At 27.7% G+C, this 15,981-nt stretch carries 13 protein-coding genes; 12 read left to right on the top strand and 1 reads right to left on the bottom strand.

Annotated elements, in window-relative coordinates:
• Positions 1 to 270: 270 nt before the first annotated feature.
• The 4 genes from BN2920_RS19510 (at position 271) to BN2920_RS19495 (ending at position 5,086) form a co-directional block, all read left to right on the top strand.
• Complete coding sequence (locus BN2920_RS19510; RefSeq protein ID WP_083498867.1) at positions 271 to 1,737, top strand: alpha-amylase; 1,467 nt, start codon at positions 271 to 273, stop codon at positions 1,735 to 1,737.
• A gap of 269 nt (positions 1,738 to 2,006) precedes the next feature.
• On the top strand, positions 2,007 to 3,227 hold the full coding sequence (locus tag BN2920_RS19505) for a glycosyltransferase family 4 protein (RefSeq protein ID WP_058296628.1): 1,221 nt from the start codon (positions 2,007 to 2,009) through the stop codon (positions 3,225 to 3,227).
• 19 nt (positions 3,228 to 3,246) lie between these two features.
• Positions 3,247 to 3,852 carry a sugar transferase gene (locus BN2920_RS19500; RefSeq protein WP_058296627.1) on the top strand — a complete coding sequence of 202 codons (606 nt, stop codon included), beginning with the start codon at positions 3,247 to 3,249 and terminating at the stop codon, positions 3,850 to 3,852.
• A 118-nt stretch (positions 3,853 to 3,970) separates the two neighbouring features.
• Complete coding sequence (locus tag BN2920_RS19495; protein WP_058296626.1) at positions 3,971 to 5,086, top strand: Gfo/Idh/MocA family protein; 1,116 nt, start codon at positions 3,971 to 3,973, stop codon at positions 5,084 to 5,086.
• A 76-nt stretch (positions 5,087 to 5,162) separates the two neighbouring features.
• Here BN2920_RS19495 and brnQ read toward each other — a convergent pair whose 3' ends face one another.
• The gene (brnQ, locus tag BN2920_RS19490; RefSeq protein WP_058296625.1) at positions 5,163 to 6,428 is read right to left on the bottom strand and encodes a branched-chain amino acid transport system II carrier protein; all 1,266 of its coding nucleotides are present in this window, start codon (positions 6,426 to 6,428) and stop codon (positions 5,163 to 5,165) included.
• A 382-nt stretch (positions 6,429 to 6,810) separates the two neighbouring features.
• Here brnQ and galU point away from each other — a divergent pair, with 382 nt between their 5' ends.
• The 8 genes from galU to BN2920_RS19455 all read left to right on the top strand — a co-directional run bounded on the left by galU (position 6,811) and on the right by BN2920_RS19455 (position 15,871).
• Positions 6,811 to 7,680 (top strand): UTP--glucose-1-phosphate uridylyltransferase GalU, encoded by an 870-nt coding sequence (galU, locus tag BN2920_RS19485; protein WP_058296624.1) that lies wholly within the window; start codon positions 6,811 to 6,813, stop codon positions 7,678 to 7,680.
• 325 nt (positions 7,681 to 8,005) lie between these two features.
• Complete coding sequence (locus tag BN2920_RS19480) at positions 8,006 to 9,079, top strand: glycosyltransferase family 4 protein (protein WP_058296623.1); 1,074 nt, start codon at positions 8,006 to 8,008, stop codon at positions 9,077 to 9,079.
• Positions 9,080 to 9,081: 2 nt separating this feature from the next.
• Positions 9,082 to 9,225, top strand: a complete 144-nt coding sequence (locus tag BN2920_RS21585) for a hypothetical protein (protein ID WP_157065798.1) — start codon at positions 9,082 to 9,084, stop codon at positions 9,223 to 9,225.
• Positions 9,226 to 9,370: 145 nt separating this feature from the next.
• A complete protein-coding gene (locus tag BN2920_RS19475) occupies positions 9,371 to 9,922 on the top strand; it encodes an ECF transporter S component (protein ID WP_058296622.1) in 552 nt (183 codons plus the stop codon).
• A 196-nt stretch (positions 9,923 to 10,118) separates the two neighbouring features.
• Positions 10,119 to 11,216 carry a sensor domain-containing diguanylate cyclase gene (locus BN2920_RS19470; protein ID WP_058296621.1) on the top strand — a complete coding sequence of 366 codons (1,098 nt, stop codon included), beginning with the start codon at positions 10,119 to 10,121 and terminating at the stop codon, positions 11,214 to 11,216.
• Between the two features lie 140 nt (positions 11,217 to 11,356).
• Complete coding sequence (locus tag BN2920_RS19465; RefSeq protein ID WP_058296620.1) at positions 11,357 to 12,496, top strand: AlbA family DNA-binding domain-containing protein; 1,140 nt, start codon at positions 11,357 to 11,359, stop codon at positions 12,494 to 12,496.
• Between the two features lie 209 nt (positions 12,497 to 12,705).
• Positions 12,706 to 13,926, top strand: coding sequence for a tyrosine--tRNA ligase (tyrS, locus tag BN2920_RS19460; RefSeq protein WP_058296619.1), 1,221 nt, complete (start codon positions 12,706 to 12,708; stop codon positions 13,924 to 13,926).
• A gap of 208 nt (positions 13,927 to 14,134) precedes the next feature.
• Complete coding sequence (locus tag BN2920_RS19455) at positions 14,135 to 15,871, top strand: N-acetylmuramoyl-L-alanine amidase family protein (protein ID WP_058296618.1); 1,737 nt, start codon at positions 14,135 to 14,137, stop codon at positions 15,869 to 15,871.
• Positions 15,872 to 15,981: the final 110 nt, after the last annotated feature.

The following is a 15,981-nucleotide window of genomic DNA, read 5'->3' as shown; positions in this document are numbered from 1 at the left end:
ATTATAATCTACAAATATTATAACATTGTTGATACAATTATCAATAGTGATATAGTTATCAATATTGATAACTATAAAATTATTTTTCACAATTATAATAAATTAGTTATGCTTTAAAGTGATATTATATTGTCATATAATGAAAATATATGAAGTATAGAATTAATATGAGCTTATTAATAAAGAAGGTTAAATATTGTATGTAAAAAATGAATATGGTTAGATTATATAAGTAATATTAAAAATACAAATGGTTATGGGGATGAGAGGATGGGAAAGAAAATAAAAATAAATGGAACAATAATGCAGTACTTTGAATGGTATCTGCCAAGAAATTGTGCCTTATGGAATAAAGTCTCGTATGAAGCAAAGCATTTAAATGATATAGGCATTACAGCAGTATGGCTTCCACCAGCTTATAAAGGAGCGGATGGAAATAATGACGTAGGATATGCAGTATATGATTTATATGATTTAGGAGAATTTAATCAAAAAGGATCTGTCTCAACTAAATATGGAACAAAAGATGAGTATTTGAAAGCAATAAAAATATTACACAAAAATAACATACAAGTATATGCAGATATTTCTTTAGATCATATGATAGGAGCAGATGAAGTAGAGGAAGTTGAAGTAATAGAAGAAGATCCAAGTAATAGAAACATGGAAGTCAGTGGAGTCGAAAAAATACTTGCATGGACTAAATTTAATTTTAATGGAAGAAATAATAAATATTCATCTTTTAAGTGGAATCATAATAATTTTGATGGAGTAGATTATGATGAACTAAGTAAAAGAAATGCAATATTTAGGTTTAAAGATAAATCATGGGATAATGGAGTTGATAGTGAAAACGGAAATTATGATTATCTTATGGGAGTAGATATAGATTTAAGAGATGAGGAAGTAATATGCGAACTAAAAAAATGGAGCAGATGGTATCTTGATTTTACTAATGTTGATGGATTTAGATTAGATGCAATAAAGCATATGAATTATAACTTCTTAATGTATTTAATATCTATACTAAGAAAAGAAAGTGGAATGGAATTATTTTCAGTAGGTGAATATTGGAACTCAGACATAAATGTGCTTTTAAAATACATAGACGAAATTAGAGGAGAATTTTCATTGTTTGATGTACCATTGCATTTTAACTTTTACAATGCATCAAGAAGTAATGGAAACTACGATATGTGTAATATATTGAAAGGAACTTTAATGGAAAGAAATCCTTGCAAAGCTGTTACATTTGTGGAAAATCACGATACCCAAGTTGGACAATCATTACAGTCAGATGTATTAGAATGGTTTAAGCCACTGGCATATGCATTAATTTTGCTAAGAGCAGAAGGATATCCATGTGTGTTTTATGGGGATTATTATGGAACTAAAAATAATAAATCAAAAATTAGAAATAAATTAGATATACTTTTAAAAATGAGAAAATATAAAGCTTATGGCAAGCAAAATGATTATTTTGATGATTGCAATATAATTGGATGGACAAGAGAAGGCGATTATGAACATGAAGACTCAGGATTAGCTGTTATTATGACTGATAATTGTGGTGGAAGTAAAAGAATGTATATAGGGAAACAGTTTTCGGGAAAAATATTTTACGATTGCATAGGAGGCATAAGGGAAGAAGTTTTAATAGATAGTGAAGGATATGGATATTTTCATGTTGATGGAGGAAATGTTTCTGTTTGGATAAAAAAACATAAGAAAGTTTGAACTTTAGAATTTTTATGTCATTGATTATCCCCAAATTATTTGTTAAATTTTTTATAGAAAAGTGAGTGAAATCTGGGACATTTATTATGGGTTATTTCTCATTAAACCTAGCCCGTCATTTATATAGATTTTAAATTTTCTCTGTGATATAATTAATAAGTTAAAGATTAAAATAAAAGATGTATTTTAATTATAGAATTTATTTATACTAAAAGTAAGTAGATTGCTATGGAATAAGTAGACTTTTAATTAAAGAGGAGAAATTATAAATGAATATCTTACTTATTAATCATTACGCAGGTTCTGATTATCATGGAATGGAATTTAGACCATACTATATGGCAAGAGAATGGAAAAGTATGGGACACAATGTAACAATACTTGGAGCAGATTTTTCGCACTTAAGAAAAAAGAATCCAGTTGTACAAGAAGATTTTCAAGAAGAAATAATAGATGGAATTACATATGTATGGGTAAAAACACCAGAATACAAAGGTAACGGAGTAGGAAGAATAAAGAACATATCTACATTTATGTGGAAATTAAGATGCAATTATAAAAAGATAGCAGATAAATATAAACCAGATGCAGTTATAGCATCATCAACATATCCATTAGATATATATCCAGCACATAGAATTGCAAAAAGATGTAATGCTAAATTATGTTTTGAGATACATGATTTATGGCCATTAAGTCCAATGGAAATTGGAGGCTTTTCAGAAAAGAACCCAGCAATAATTGTACTTCAAAGAGCAGAAGATTTTGCATTTAAAAATTCAGATGTTATAGTTTCAATACTTCCAGATGCGGATAAACATATAAAAGAAAGAGGATTTAGTACAGATAAATTTGTTTATGTTCCAAATGGAATAATAGTAAATGATGAGGAAAAAAATCCACCTATGGAAAAGACAATAGAAAGATTACAAGAATTAAAAGAACAAGGATACTTCTTAGTAGGATATACAGGAAATCATTCACCTGCTAATGTATTAGATACATTAATTGATGCAGGAAAGAATACTACTGATGAAAAGGTTAAATATATATTAATAGGTAACGGAAATGTTAAAGATGAGCTTATTGAATATGCAAAATCTAATAATGTAACTAATGTAGAATTTTTAGATCCTATATTAAAGGATAATATGGATAATGCTCTTCAATTATTAGATGTATGTTTTATAAGTTTAAAGAAACAAAATTTATTTAATTATGGAGTAAGTCCAAATAAATTATTTGATTATATGATGGCTGCAAGACCGGTAATATATGCTGTTGAGGCTTCAAATGATCCAGTAAAAGATTGTGGGTGTGGAATAACTGTACCAGCAGAAGATCCAAAAGCGGTAGCCGAAGCTGTAATTAAGATTAAGAATTTAACAGATGAAGAAAAAAGAGAAATGGGACAAAAAGGAAAAGAATATGTTTTAGAAAATCATATGTACCATCCATTAGCTGAAAAATTCTTAAATGCACTTAAATAAATTGCAGAAAGGGGATTTTATGAATATATTTAACAGAGTAATTAAGAGAATATTTGATATAACTGCTTCAGGACTTGGAATAATAGTATTGAGCCCCATACTGATTGTAATTGCTTTAATTATAAAAAAAGAATCTGATGGTCCAGTATTTTTTAAGCAGATAAGAGTAGGGGAAAAGGGAAGGAACTTTGAAATACTTAAATATAGAACTATGGTAGTTGATGCTGAAAAGATGGGACGTCAGATTACAGTTGGAAATGATAATAGAATAACAAAAATAGGTGGATTTTTAAGAAAATATAAATTGGATGAACTTCCACAGCTTATTAATGTTTTTAAAGGTGATATGAGTCTCGTTGGACCAAGACCAGAAGTCCCAAGATATGTTGAAATGTATAATGAAGAACAAAGAAAAGTTTTAGATGTTAAGCCAGGGATAACAGATTTAGCATCAATAAGATATAGAGATGAAAATGAACTATTGGGTACTGCAGAGGATCCAGATGATATGTATATAAATACTATAATGCCAGATAAGCTGGCTTTGAATCTAGAATATATAAATAAGAGCAATGTATTTTTTGATATTTATATAATACTTAAAACAATAGTAAAATGCATTTAGTCAATTCACAATTCAAGATGTACAATTCACAATTAATGTAGAGAAATCCTGTAAGGATTTCATCACTAATTGTGAATTGTGAATTTTGAATTATGAATTGTAGAAAGGGTTGATAAAGATGAAAAAATTAAAATTTGCCATAATCGGTTGTGGAAGAATATCTTATAAGCATGTTGAAGCTTTAGTAAATAATAAAGAAGAAGCTGAATTAGTTGCTACATGTGATGTTGTTTTAGAAAAGGCTGAAGCAAAAAAGAGCGAATACATAGAATCCATGAATATTGGGTCAGAAAGTGTACGTACATATACTGATTATAAAGAAATGATTGAAAAAGAAGATTTAGATGTTGTTACAATAGCTACAGAAAGTGGGTATCATGCAGAAATTGCTATATATGCTATGAAACATAAAATAAACACTTTAATAGAAAAACCTATGGCAATGTCTATTGATGATGCTAATGAAATGATTAAAGTTGCTAAAGAAAATGATGTTAAGCTTTGTGTATGCCATCAAAATAGATTTAATAAGCCAGTACAAAAATTAAGAGAAGCTATGGAAGCAGGTAAATTTGGCAAATTAGTAAATGGTACTGCAAGAATACTTTGGAATAGAAATATGGGATACTATGAGCAAGCACCATGGAGAGGCACTTGGGCTTTAGATGGTGGAACATTAATGAATCAATGTATTCATAATATAGATTTACTTCAATGGATGATGGGCGGAGAAGTGGAGAGGGTATATGCTGAATGTGATACTTTCTTAAGAGATATTGAAGGTGAAGATTTTGGTGCTATACTAATAAGATTTAAAAATGGAGCAATTGGAATTGTTGAAGGTTCAGCATGTGTTTATCCAAAAAACCTTGAAGAGACATTAAGCATTTTTGGTCAGAATGGAGCAGTAGCTATTGGAGGTCTTGCCAACAATGAACTTGAAACATGGAGATTTGAAGGCGATGATGAAGAAGCTATAAAAGAAGAAGTAAATGTTAAGATAGATAATGTTTATGGAAAGGGTCATACACCATTATTTAAAGATTTAATTGATGCTATAAATGATGATAGAGAACCACTTGTATCTGGCGAAGAAGGTAAAAAAGCAATGTCAATTATACTTGCAGCATATAAATCAAGAAAAACAGGAATGCCAGTTCAATTCCCATTTACAGATTTCAAAACTACTGATATGGAGATAGATTTCAAAGGAAGAATAGAATTTAGAAAATAATAAAATTATTTAAACGTACATACATTTTAAAATGTATGTACGTTTTTTTGTATAATAATTTATGTGGTTTTTAAGCTTAATTATCTATATTAGTAGAGTTTTTGGGAAGTATAAATTGACATATTAATGTTACAACAATTGTTGGAATTAGCCAAGCAAATCCATCATTAGCAAGCGGTATAAAGCTTAAATCAATAATTGGAATTAAGCTAAGGATACTAAATATTAATGATGTATATACTCCAATACGTACAGCATTTATATTATTTAAGTACTTATTTAATAGACTTGTTACTATTAATGTAATTGCTACAGGATATAATATATTTAGTATTGGACCAGATAATGATACTATCTTATCAATTCCAAGTTGCCCTATTAGTACACTTATTATAGAAATAACAACTGCATTAAATTTATATGTAAGTTTTCCATTGGATATTTCTTCAAAGAATTCAGCACCTGCTGATAATAATCCAATTGAAGTTGTTAAACAAGCAAGACCTACAGCGATACCAATTACTATAGTTCCAAAATCTCCAAGAATACTCTTTGAGATAAATAAAAGTAGGCTTGTTTTAGTCAATTCACCATTAAATGATGCTGTTGTTTGAGCTCCTAAGAACATTAAACCTCCATAAACAAAAGCAAGACCTGCTATTGCTAAAATACTTGATTTAATGGTCATGCTAAATACTTCTTTTTTAGGATAGCCCTTTTCTATTATTGAGTTTGCAATCATAGAAGCAAATAATAATCCAGCTAAAGCATCCATTGTTTGATATCCCTCAATTAGAGAAGATGATAATGCAGAAGTATAGTTAGTATTAGTTATTTCTCCAATAGGAAATAAAATTCCTTTAACTATTATAAATGCTAGTATTACCAATAATAATGGAGTTAAATATTTACCAATAGTATCTATAACAGATGATTTTTTTAGAACAAAAAATAGATTAATTACAAAGTATATAATCATCCATGTTAATGCGGATATATTTGGGAATATTGGGCTTATTGTTAACTCATATGTGCTTGCAGCTGTTCTAGGGATTGCAAGCATTGGTCCTATGGCAATAAATAATATAGTGGAGAATATAAGGGCAAATTTTTTACCGATTTTAGATGCCATGTTTTCAAAGGTTTCATGTTCTTTAGTAACTGCTAATATAGAAAGCAGCGGTACTCCTACACCTGTACAAACAAACCCTATTATTCCAATTATATACTTGTTTCCAAGTTCATGACCTAAAAATGGTGGAAATATAAGATTTCCAGCACCGAAAAACATAGCAAATAGAGCGAACCCTATAACAATGATATCTTTAATATTTTTTTTCATAATAAAATCTCTCCTTAGAATAAGAAATATTTCAAAAGCTTTGTATAATAATATGATTAATTTCAATTTATGAAATTAGATTAAATGATTCATGAAAGATATAAAATAAAAAAACATTAAATAATGAAAAATTTAATGGAAAATAACTAGATTAAATATTATCATAAAATTATCAAACTATCAACATAAAAAACCAATATTCTACTTATTATGAAAAGTAAATCTAAAAAATTATTAAAAAGTTAGATATTTATAATAAAAAATTAAATAATGTCACCTGCACATAAAGAGATAATTTCTTTAAGCTAAATTGATTTAAATTATTAGAAATGTTAAAATTTTATATAGGTAATTAAATATTTAATGAGAGGACGATATAGTTATGAAAGTTAAAAAGGCTATTATACCTGCTGCAGGTCTAGGAACAAGATTTTTACCAGCAACTAAGGCTCAACCAAAAGAAATGTTACCAATAGTAGATAAGCCAACTATTCAGTACATAATTGAAGAAGCAATTGCCTCAGGAATTGAAGAAATCCTTATTATAACAGGAAGAAATAAAAAATGTATAGAAGATCATTTTGATAAATCTATAGAATTAGAATTAGAGTTAGAGAAGAGTGGAAAATCGGATTTACTTGAATTAGTGAGAGATATATCTGAAATGGTTGATATACATTACATAAGACAAAAGGAACCAAAGGGATTAGGTCATGCGATTCATTGTGCTAAAACGTTTGTAGGAAATGAACCTTTTGCAGTTTTATTAGGTGATGATGTGGTTGATAGTAAAACTCCTTGTCTTAAGCAGCTAATAGATTGTTTTAATGAATATAACACAACTATTTTAGGAGTTCAGACTGTACCAGAAGAAAATGTATCTAAATATGGTATAGTTAATGGAATTCATATTGAAGATAGGGTTTATAAAGTTAAGGACTTAGTTGAAAAACCATCATTAGAAGAAGCACCAAGTAATGTTGCAATTTTAGGAAGATATATAATTACACCACAGATATTTGATATTTTAGAAAATACTGCGCCAGGAAAAGGTGGAGAAATTCAATTAACAGATGCATTAAAAACTTTAATAAATAAAGAAGCAATGTATGCATATAATTTTGAAGGTAAAAGGTATGATGTTGGAGATAAGCTTGGATTTTTACAAGCAACTATAGAATTTGCTCTTAAAAAAGATGAATTAAGAGAAGATTTTATAAAGTACTTAGAATCTAAACCATGGGAAAATTAATATAAAGTAATTGAAAAAATAAAGGTTATATTAAAATAATTAATTTTGATATAACCTTTATTTTATTAATAAGTCTTACTATTGATAAAATGAAAATATTAATAATCTAATTAGTAATATTGAGGAATCTAGCAAAATAGTTAATGAGATCAATGTTATTATGAATAGGGGTAAATTTACTGTTGAGTTAAAAGCCTAGATAAAAATACAGATATACATGATGTTAATATTGCATAATAATTTTGATACATCTCTATACTTTTGTGGTAGAATAACATAAGAGAATTTTAAAAACTTATTATTTTAAGCTTGGAGGCTAATAATTATGAAAATATGCTATTTAGCAGATATAAACAGTGCTCATACTCATAAATTTTTAAATTATTTTGTTAAAAAAGGATATGATATTCATGTTATTTCTCTTGGAAAAGGCGAATATAATGGTGTTAAAGTACATTCTTTGGATATAGAAGATAATGTGATGAAAGGAAAATCAGAAAAAGGTAAAGTTGGATATTTAAAAAAGATAAAAAAAGTAAAGGAATTAATTAATGAAATAAAACCGGATATACTTCATGCACATTATGCCAGTAGTTATGGATTATTAGGGGCTTTAGCTAATTATCATCCATACATAATTTCGGTATGGGGAAGTGATGTCTATGATTTTCCAATAAAATCCCCAATACATAAAATGATTATAAAATATAATTTAAAGAAGGCAGATTATATTTTATCAACAAGCAATGTAATGAAAAAAGAGACAGAAAAGTATACTAATAAAGAGATAAAGGTAACTCCATTTGGTGTTGATATAAATAAATTTTATCCTAATAAAGTTGAAAGTGATGAAATTATTATAGGAACAATTAAAACATTAGAAGAAAAGTATGGAGTTCAATACCTTGTTAAGGCATTTAAACAAGTAAAGGAAGAAAATAAAGATTTAGATATTAAGTTGAGAATTGGCGGAAAAGGAAGTCAAGAAGATTACTTAAAGAATCTTTGCAGGGAATTAAATATAGAAAATGACGTTACATTTTTGGGATTTGTAAAACCAGATGATGTTATAAAGGAGTTTCAAAGATTTGATATATCAGTATTTCCATCTACTTTAGATAGTGAAAGCTTTGGCGTTGCAGCTGTAGAGTCAGAAGCGTGTGGAACACCAGTTATAGTTAGTAATGTAGGTGGACTTATGGAATCAACTAAACCAAATGAAACAAGTCTTGTTGTTGAAAAGAAATCAGTTGAAGATTTAGCAGAAAAGCTAAATATCTTAGTAAGAGATAAAGATTTAAGAATAAAAATGGGAAAAGCAGCAAGAAAATTTGTTGAAGATAATTATTCTTTAGAGAAAAATTTTGAATATATCAATAAGATTTATTTGCATATGTAAAAATGTATAACATAAGAAGAGTTATAGGAGTAAATATTTTAGAAGAATACCCTAAGTATTTTGATGCAGCAGTGTTATCAGCACCAATGCTTGAAATTAACACTGGTTCAGTAGAAAATATATTGGATTTTTATAAAAAAATATAGAATAGTACAATTAGGATGTATCAAATTTGTATAATAGTTTGATGCATCTTTTGTTTTATAATAGAAAATTGAATGGGTACATTTTGAATGATGCTAAAGTCTATGTATAATTATATTAATGTTATTAATATAGGAGGAAAGGTTAATGAATGAAAATAAAAATTTAGCTACACGAGAATTAGTTTTGGTTGGACTTATGATAGCTCTAGTATACTTAGCAGGTAGCATAATTAGGGTACCGTCAGTAGGAGGATTTGTTCATATAGGCGATTGTATGGTGTTTTTATCAGTTGTTGTTTTAGGAAAGAAAAAAGGTGCAGTGGCAAGCTCTTTTGGTATGCTTTTAGTTGATGTGCTTGGTGGATATTATTTATGGGCACCATTTACATTCATAATTAAAGGAACAATGGCTTATATTGCCGGATATATATTAGATATTATGGAAGATAAGGCTAATGACACTGTTAGATATCTTACTGCATTTATAATAAGTGGAATATTCATGGTTGTTGGTTACTTCTTTGCTGGCATAATTATAGCAGGATTTTTAACTGATAAGATTGGATTAATTCAAGGGATAGCTTATTCGGCTAAAGATATAGTAGGAAATATAATTCAAGTTACAACTGGAACAGTAATAGCATTGCCGCTTACAGCAGTTTTATTAAAAGCAAAACATTATTCGTTTAATAACTAGTATGCAGTAAATCTACCCAATTAAATATTATCATCATTTTCATAATAAGGTAGTATTAGTAATAATATATGTTTATTGGTATATGGAAAAATATATATTATAATTCTATTAATAATATAGTATAATTATAGTATTAGTTTATTTTTATATTAAATGACGTAACACTTGATGACTTAGTTGAAAGTGGTGATATAATATGCAAGATTATAAAAAACTTTATGATAGTTTGAAATGTGAATATGAAGCATACCAAAGGTTCTCTGAAAAGCATATACAGGAACTATGTGAAGTGAATGTTAAATTAGAAAATTCAAATAATTCTTTATTTAATATTGTAGAGATTAGTAAATATATAAATACATTCTTTAGTGATGATAATTTGATTTCAATGATTAATGATATGATAATAGGAATACTAGGTGTAGCAAATTCAACCATTTTTTTAATGGAAAATGATGAACTTATAATTAAGGCAACAAATATAGAAGATTCTAAAATAAATCTGACTTCAGAGGAAATAAAATATGTTTATAGTGAACAGGAATTTTTGATTAATTCTAAAGATCCAATAAAACAGGTGGGATCAAATTGCTCAGATATTCATTCGGTTATGGGAGTCCCTATATTTTTAAGGGATAAGTTTATGGGGTATATAATTGTAGAACACAAGGTTTACAATTTCATGACGGTAGAATTAAAATTATTTTTAAAATCTATTGCAAATCAAATAGCAATTTCTATAGAAAATTCCTTTTTGTATAAACAACTAGAAAGGCTTTCCCAGACAGATCCACTTATGAATATATATAATAGAAAATATTTTTTTGATTATATGGAAAAAGTAATTCAACAAGAAAATTATGATAAATGTGCAATTGTAATGATTGATATTGATAATTTTAAAGTAATAAATGATAATTTTGGACATCAATTTGGAGATAAGGTTCTTATTAATACAGGAAAAATAATTAAAAGCTGGCTTGGTGATAATGATTTGATGGCCAGATATGGCGGGGAAGAAATAATATTATATATTACTGATTTTGATGATGAATTGAGCGTATATAATAAGATGAATATAGTAAGAAGAGCTATAGAGGGGTCCGTAGTAAGTTTTCAAGGAAAAGAGAAATCAGTAACTGCTAGCTTTGGAATTGCATATTTTCCGATGAATTCGCGAGACATTAATGAATTAATAAAAATTGCAGATGACTTACTGTACAAATCGAAAAATTTAGGGAAAAATAGAGTGATAAGTGCTCATGATGAAAAGTTTAAAACATTATTATGTTAAAATATAGAAGCTATCTAAATAGAGATAGCTTCTATATTTATTTTAATTAAGTGATTTGAATTTTATTATATTTTTAATAGTATATAATAATATATTCATGATAATATATTATAGTAAATGATTTCTAATGGGGGATATCTATGGATATAAAGAAACTGAGATCAATATTAAAAAGAGAAGAAGGAACTAAATTAGATTTTAAATTAAAGCTTGAACTATGGAATGAGACAGGGAAAAAAGAACTTGCTAAAGATGTATGTGCTATAGCAAATTCAAATGGTGGAAGAGGATATATAATTGTTGGAATTGAAGATAAAACAAAAAGAATTATTGGAATAGAAGATTCAGATAAATTTAAGGAGGAACAAATACAGCAGATAATAACAAGTAGATGTGAACCTCCAATCCCGATAGAAATAAACTTTGTAGAAATAGAAAATAAAGAGATTTGTGTTATATGCATTTATGATGGTGAGCAAAAGCCATATCAAGTTAGAGAAAATGGAGCATTTTATATAAGAAGAGGTTCTACAACCGATGTTATGAGAAAACAGGAGCTTATTGCAGCATTTGAAGAAAATCTAAATTTAACTATAGAAACATGCCCAGTTATGAGAAGTGATGATAGTATGTTAAATATGGAGCTTGTAAATACTTATTTTAAAAAAAAGGGAATACAAATAAATGAAGAAAATAAAAAATTCTTATTATTAACTACAGGAATATTATTTGAAGATAAAGAAAAATCAAAGCTAAGATGTACTTATGGGGGACTATTAGTATTTTCAGATAAGAATTTCTTATGCATACCTAATAATATGATTAAGATAGTTGATAAGTTAAATAGTGAATATGGTGAGGTTCATATTGTTCAAGGAAGTCTCCTATCTATGATAGATAAGACAGAAGAAATAATAGAAAAAATAATGCCAAAAGGATATTATATTGAGTCTATTATTGAAGCTGTAAAAAATGCAGTGTTATATAGAGAATATTTTGATTTAAATAGAATAATTGAAATAAGTATAAGTAAAAATAATATAGTTGTATGTAGTCCTGGTGAGTTTATAGATTATAATATAAAAGGTCAAACTACAAATTATAATAAGAGAAACATTTGGTTATATGAAAAATTGATGACAATAGATGAGAAAGATAGATTTTTAAATAATGGAAGAGGCTTTTATAGAATAAAAAATGGATTTAAAGGTAAAGGAAAAGTTAGATTTGTTAATTCAAGGGTAGAGCATAGTTTTAAAGTTATACTTCCAGGTGTTTAGGAAGTTAATAATAACAATTATGAGATATTTAATTTATGCATATTTCATATTATGAGATGTGAATTTATAGAAATTGACTAAGAGTTAACTAAAGGATATACTATAATTGTGAGATTTTGTGCTGAATCACAATGATTTTTATATATTAAGATACTAAATTTAAGTACAAATAAAACTTATTTATATAAGCAAACTTAGGAGGTTTTATAATGGCAAGTGTATTAGATGAGCTATTAGAAAGAGGATACATAAAACAATTTACTCATGAAGAAGAAACTAGAAAGTTATTAGAAGAAGAAAAGGTGACTTTTTATATAGGGTTTGACCCGACAGCAGATAGTTTACATGTAGGACACTTTATTGCAATGATGTTTATGGCACATATGCAAAGAGCAGGACATAGACCAATTGCATTAATTGGTGGTGGAACTGCTATGGTAGGTGACCCAAGTGGTAAGACAGATATGAGAAAAATGCTTACTAAGGAAGATATACAACATAATGTTGACAGTATAAAGAAGCAAATGTCTAGATTTATAGATTTCTCAGATGATAAAGCTATATTAGTAAATAATGCAGACTGGTTATTAAACCTTAATTATGTTGATTTCTTAAGAGAAGTTGGAGTACATTTCTCAGTAAATAGAATGTTAACAGCTGAATGTTTTAAGCAAAGATTGGAAAAAGGATTATCGTTCTTAGAATTTAACTATATGTTAATGCAAGGATACGATTTCTATGAATTAAATCAAAAATATAATTGTAAAATGCAATTAGGCGGAGATGACCAATGGTCAAACATGATTGCAGGTGTTGAACTTGTAAGAAGAAAAGCTCAAGGTCAAGCAATGGCTATGACATGCACACTATTAACTAATAGTCAAGGACAAAAGATGGGTAAAACAGTTGGAGGAGCTTTATGGCTTGATCCAAATAAAACATCACCTTTTGACTTCTACCAATATTGGAGAAATGTTGATGATGCAGATGTAGAAAAATGTTTGGCATTATTAACTTTTGTACCAATGGATGAAGTAAGAAGACTTGGATCACTTGAAGGTTCTGAAATAAATAAAGCTAAAGAAGTACTTGCATATGAAGTGACTAAACTTGTTCATGGTGAAGAAGAAGCAAAGAAAGCAGAAGATGCAGCTAAAGCTTTATTTGCAGGTGGAGCAGATATGTCTAATGTTCCTACAGTTGCAATAACTAAAGAAGATCTTGGTAAGACATTATTAGATGTACTTGCGACTACTAAGATTGTACCATCTAAGAAAGAAGGTAGAAGATTAATAGAACAAGGTGGATTATCTATTAATGGAGTTAAAGTTGAAGATGTCAATAGATTATTAGGTGAAGAAGACTTTGAAGATAATGTTGCTTTAATTAAAAGAGGTAAAAAGAATTATAATAAAATTGAAATTAATTAAATAAATAATTAATTAATTAATAGAAAGGATGGAATAGAAGCTCATATTAGGCTTTTATTTCATCTTTTATTTTATTTTAAAACAGCTTCTGATAATATTGAAAAAATATAATGATAGTTTATTTATAAATTGTATTCACAAAACTTAATCTTAATGATATTATAGATAATGAAATTTAATTGAAAATAATTATCAATAGGGGGTATATATGATAAAAAGATTAAGTAAATTTACATCACTAATGGCAGCAATGACTTCCATAACTTCACTTTCAATGACAGGAGTAAATGCAGCTGAATATGAGAGAATAGATTATAAAGAAGGAAGTGTGTATGAGGCTGTTACTTATAAAGATGGTAAATTTTATATTGATGGACAACTTGAAGAACTTGATAACGAAGGCGTTTATTATCTAAGTGATGGAAAATATACTAAACTTACAGATTTAGATACAGGATCAGAAGTAGAGCCATATGGAGCCAAATATTTAAATATAGATTCAGGAGATATTTATTTAGACTTGTCTAGTGGTGAATCAGTAGATGAAGATCTAGAACAAGATGATATAGATGATACTAAGGTAAATTTAAGAAAAAATATTAGAAATAAAGCTGATGATAGATATTCAGATCATGATATTTCAAGAGAGAGCTTAACTAAGCTTAAAAATTATAACTTTGGAGAAGAATGGTATGAAACAACATTTGCTCCAGAACAAATAACAAATGGAGATGCAGATGAGTTAACTGTTTATACAAATAAAGAAGGTAAATACATAGATGCAGATTATAATGTTGGAAAAATAAAAGTGGTTACTGATAATAAGATAGCTACTTTAAATAATACCGATGATACAGAAAAAAATATAAGTGTAAGTGTTTCTAATGCAAAAGTAATTACTCATGATAACAGCTATATTTATAGAAAAGCAACTATGACAGTTAAAAGTGATGAAACAATAAATAAAATTAATGGGATAGATATTCCAAAAACATCTACAGATCAATCCGTATTTATTATGAATGAAGAGAATAATATAATAAGTTTTGATGTTATCCAAAAAATATCAAAAGAACAATCATCAGAAACTATAGATGGGGCTAAATATGCTAAAAATGTAACAACTTATATGCTTTCTAAATCAAATGGTACTAAAGTAAAATTTGATGTAAGTGATGATACAACATATAGTATAAGTAAAGGAAAGATAATTGCCTGTAAGATTAACGAAAATGGAACAATATCAGCACAAGGAATATCATTAAAGAGTGAAGCTGGAGTCAATACTGTTGGAATAAAAAAAGCTGATGCAGAAGAATATAGTGACCATGCTATAGATGTAAATGGTGTTTTATGGAGACTTGATGGTGGATACATCTACAGATATAATGGAGCAACAGATTGGATAAAGGTATATAAAGTTGATGGGTCAATGACTAGATTATCTGTGTATGATGAAAATAATATGTTAGTTTGGGATGAAGAGGCAGAAAGATATTCAATAATAAATAAAGCGCCTAAAGACAATAGCCAAGCTTTAAGTGAGAATATTGAAAAGGTTGAAAATTTAATAGATGGAAATGTAATTACAGGATGGATTAAGAATGAAAGTGGAACTTGGTCATTTGTTAATTCAGATTCAAGCCTTATAAAAGGATGGTTAAATGATAATTCGAATTGGTATTATTTGGATGGAAATGGAGTTATGAAAACTGGATGGATTAATGATAAAGATAAATGGTATTATTTAAATAGCAATGGTTCTATGGCAACTGGGTGGATAAAAGAATCAAATGATTGGTATTACCTAAAAGAAAATGGAGCAATGGCTACAGGATGGGTTTATGTTAAAGATAAATGGTATTATTTAAATAGCAATGGTTCTATGGTATATAACACAACTATTAATGGTTATAGAGTTGGAGCGGATGGCGCAATGATATAATAATAGTGTATTAATTAAATTTTAAAGAGGTTTATCATTGTTTAAATAACAATGATAAACCTCTTTAACAGTATTTTATTAAATTTATAAATATATATTTTAAAATTTAT

Origin of the sequence: Clostridium neonatale (assembly GCF_001458595.1) — a bacterium.
Classification (GTDB): domain Bacteria; phylum Bacillota; class Clostridia; order Clostridiales; family Clostridiaceae; genus Clostridium; species Clostridium neonatale.
Note: the sequence above shows the minus strand (reverse complement) of the source record. Positions and strands in the feature narration are given on the sequence as shown.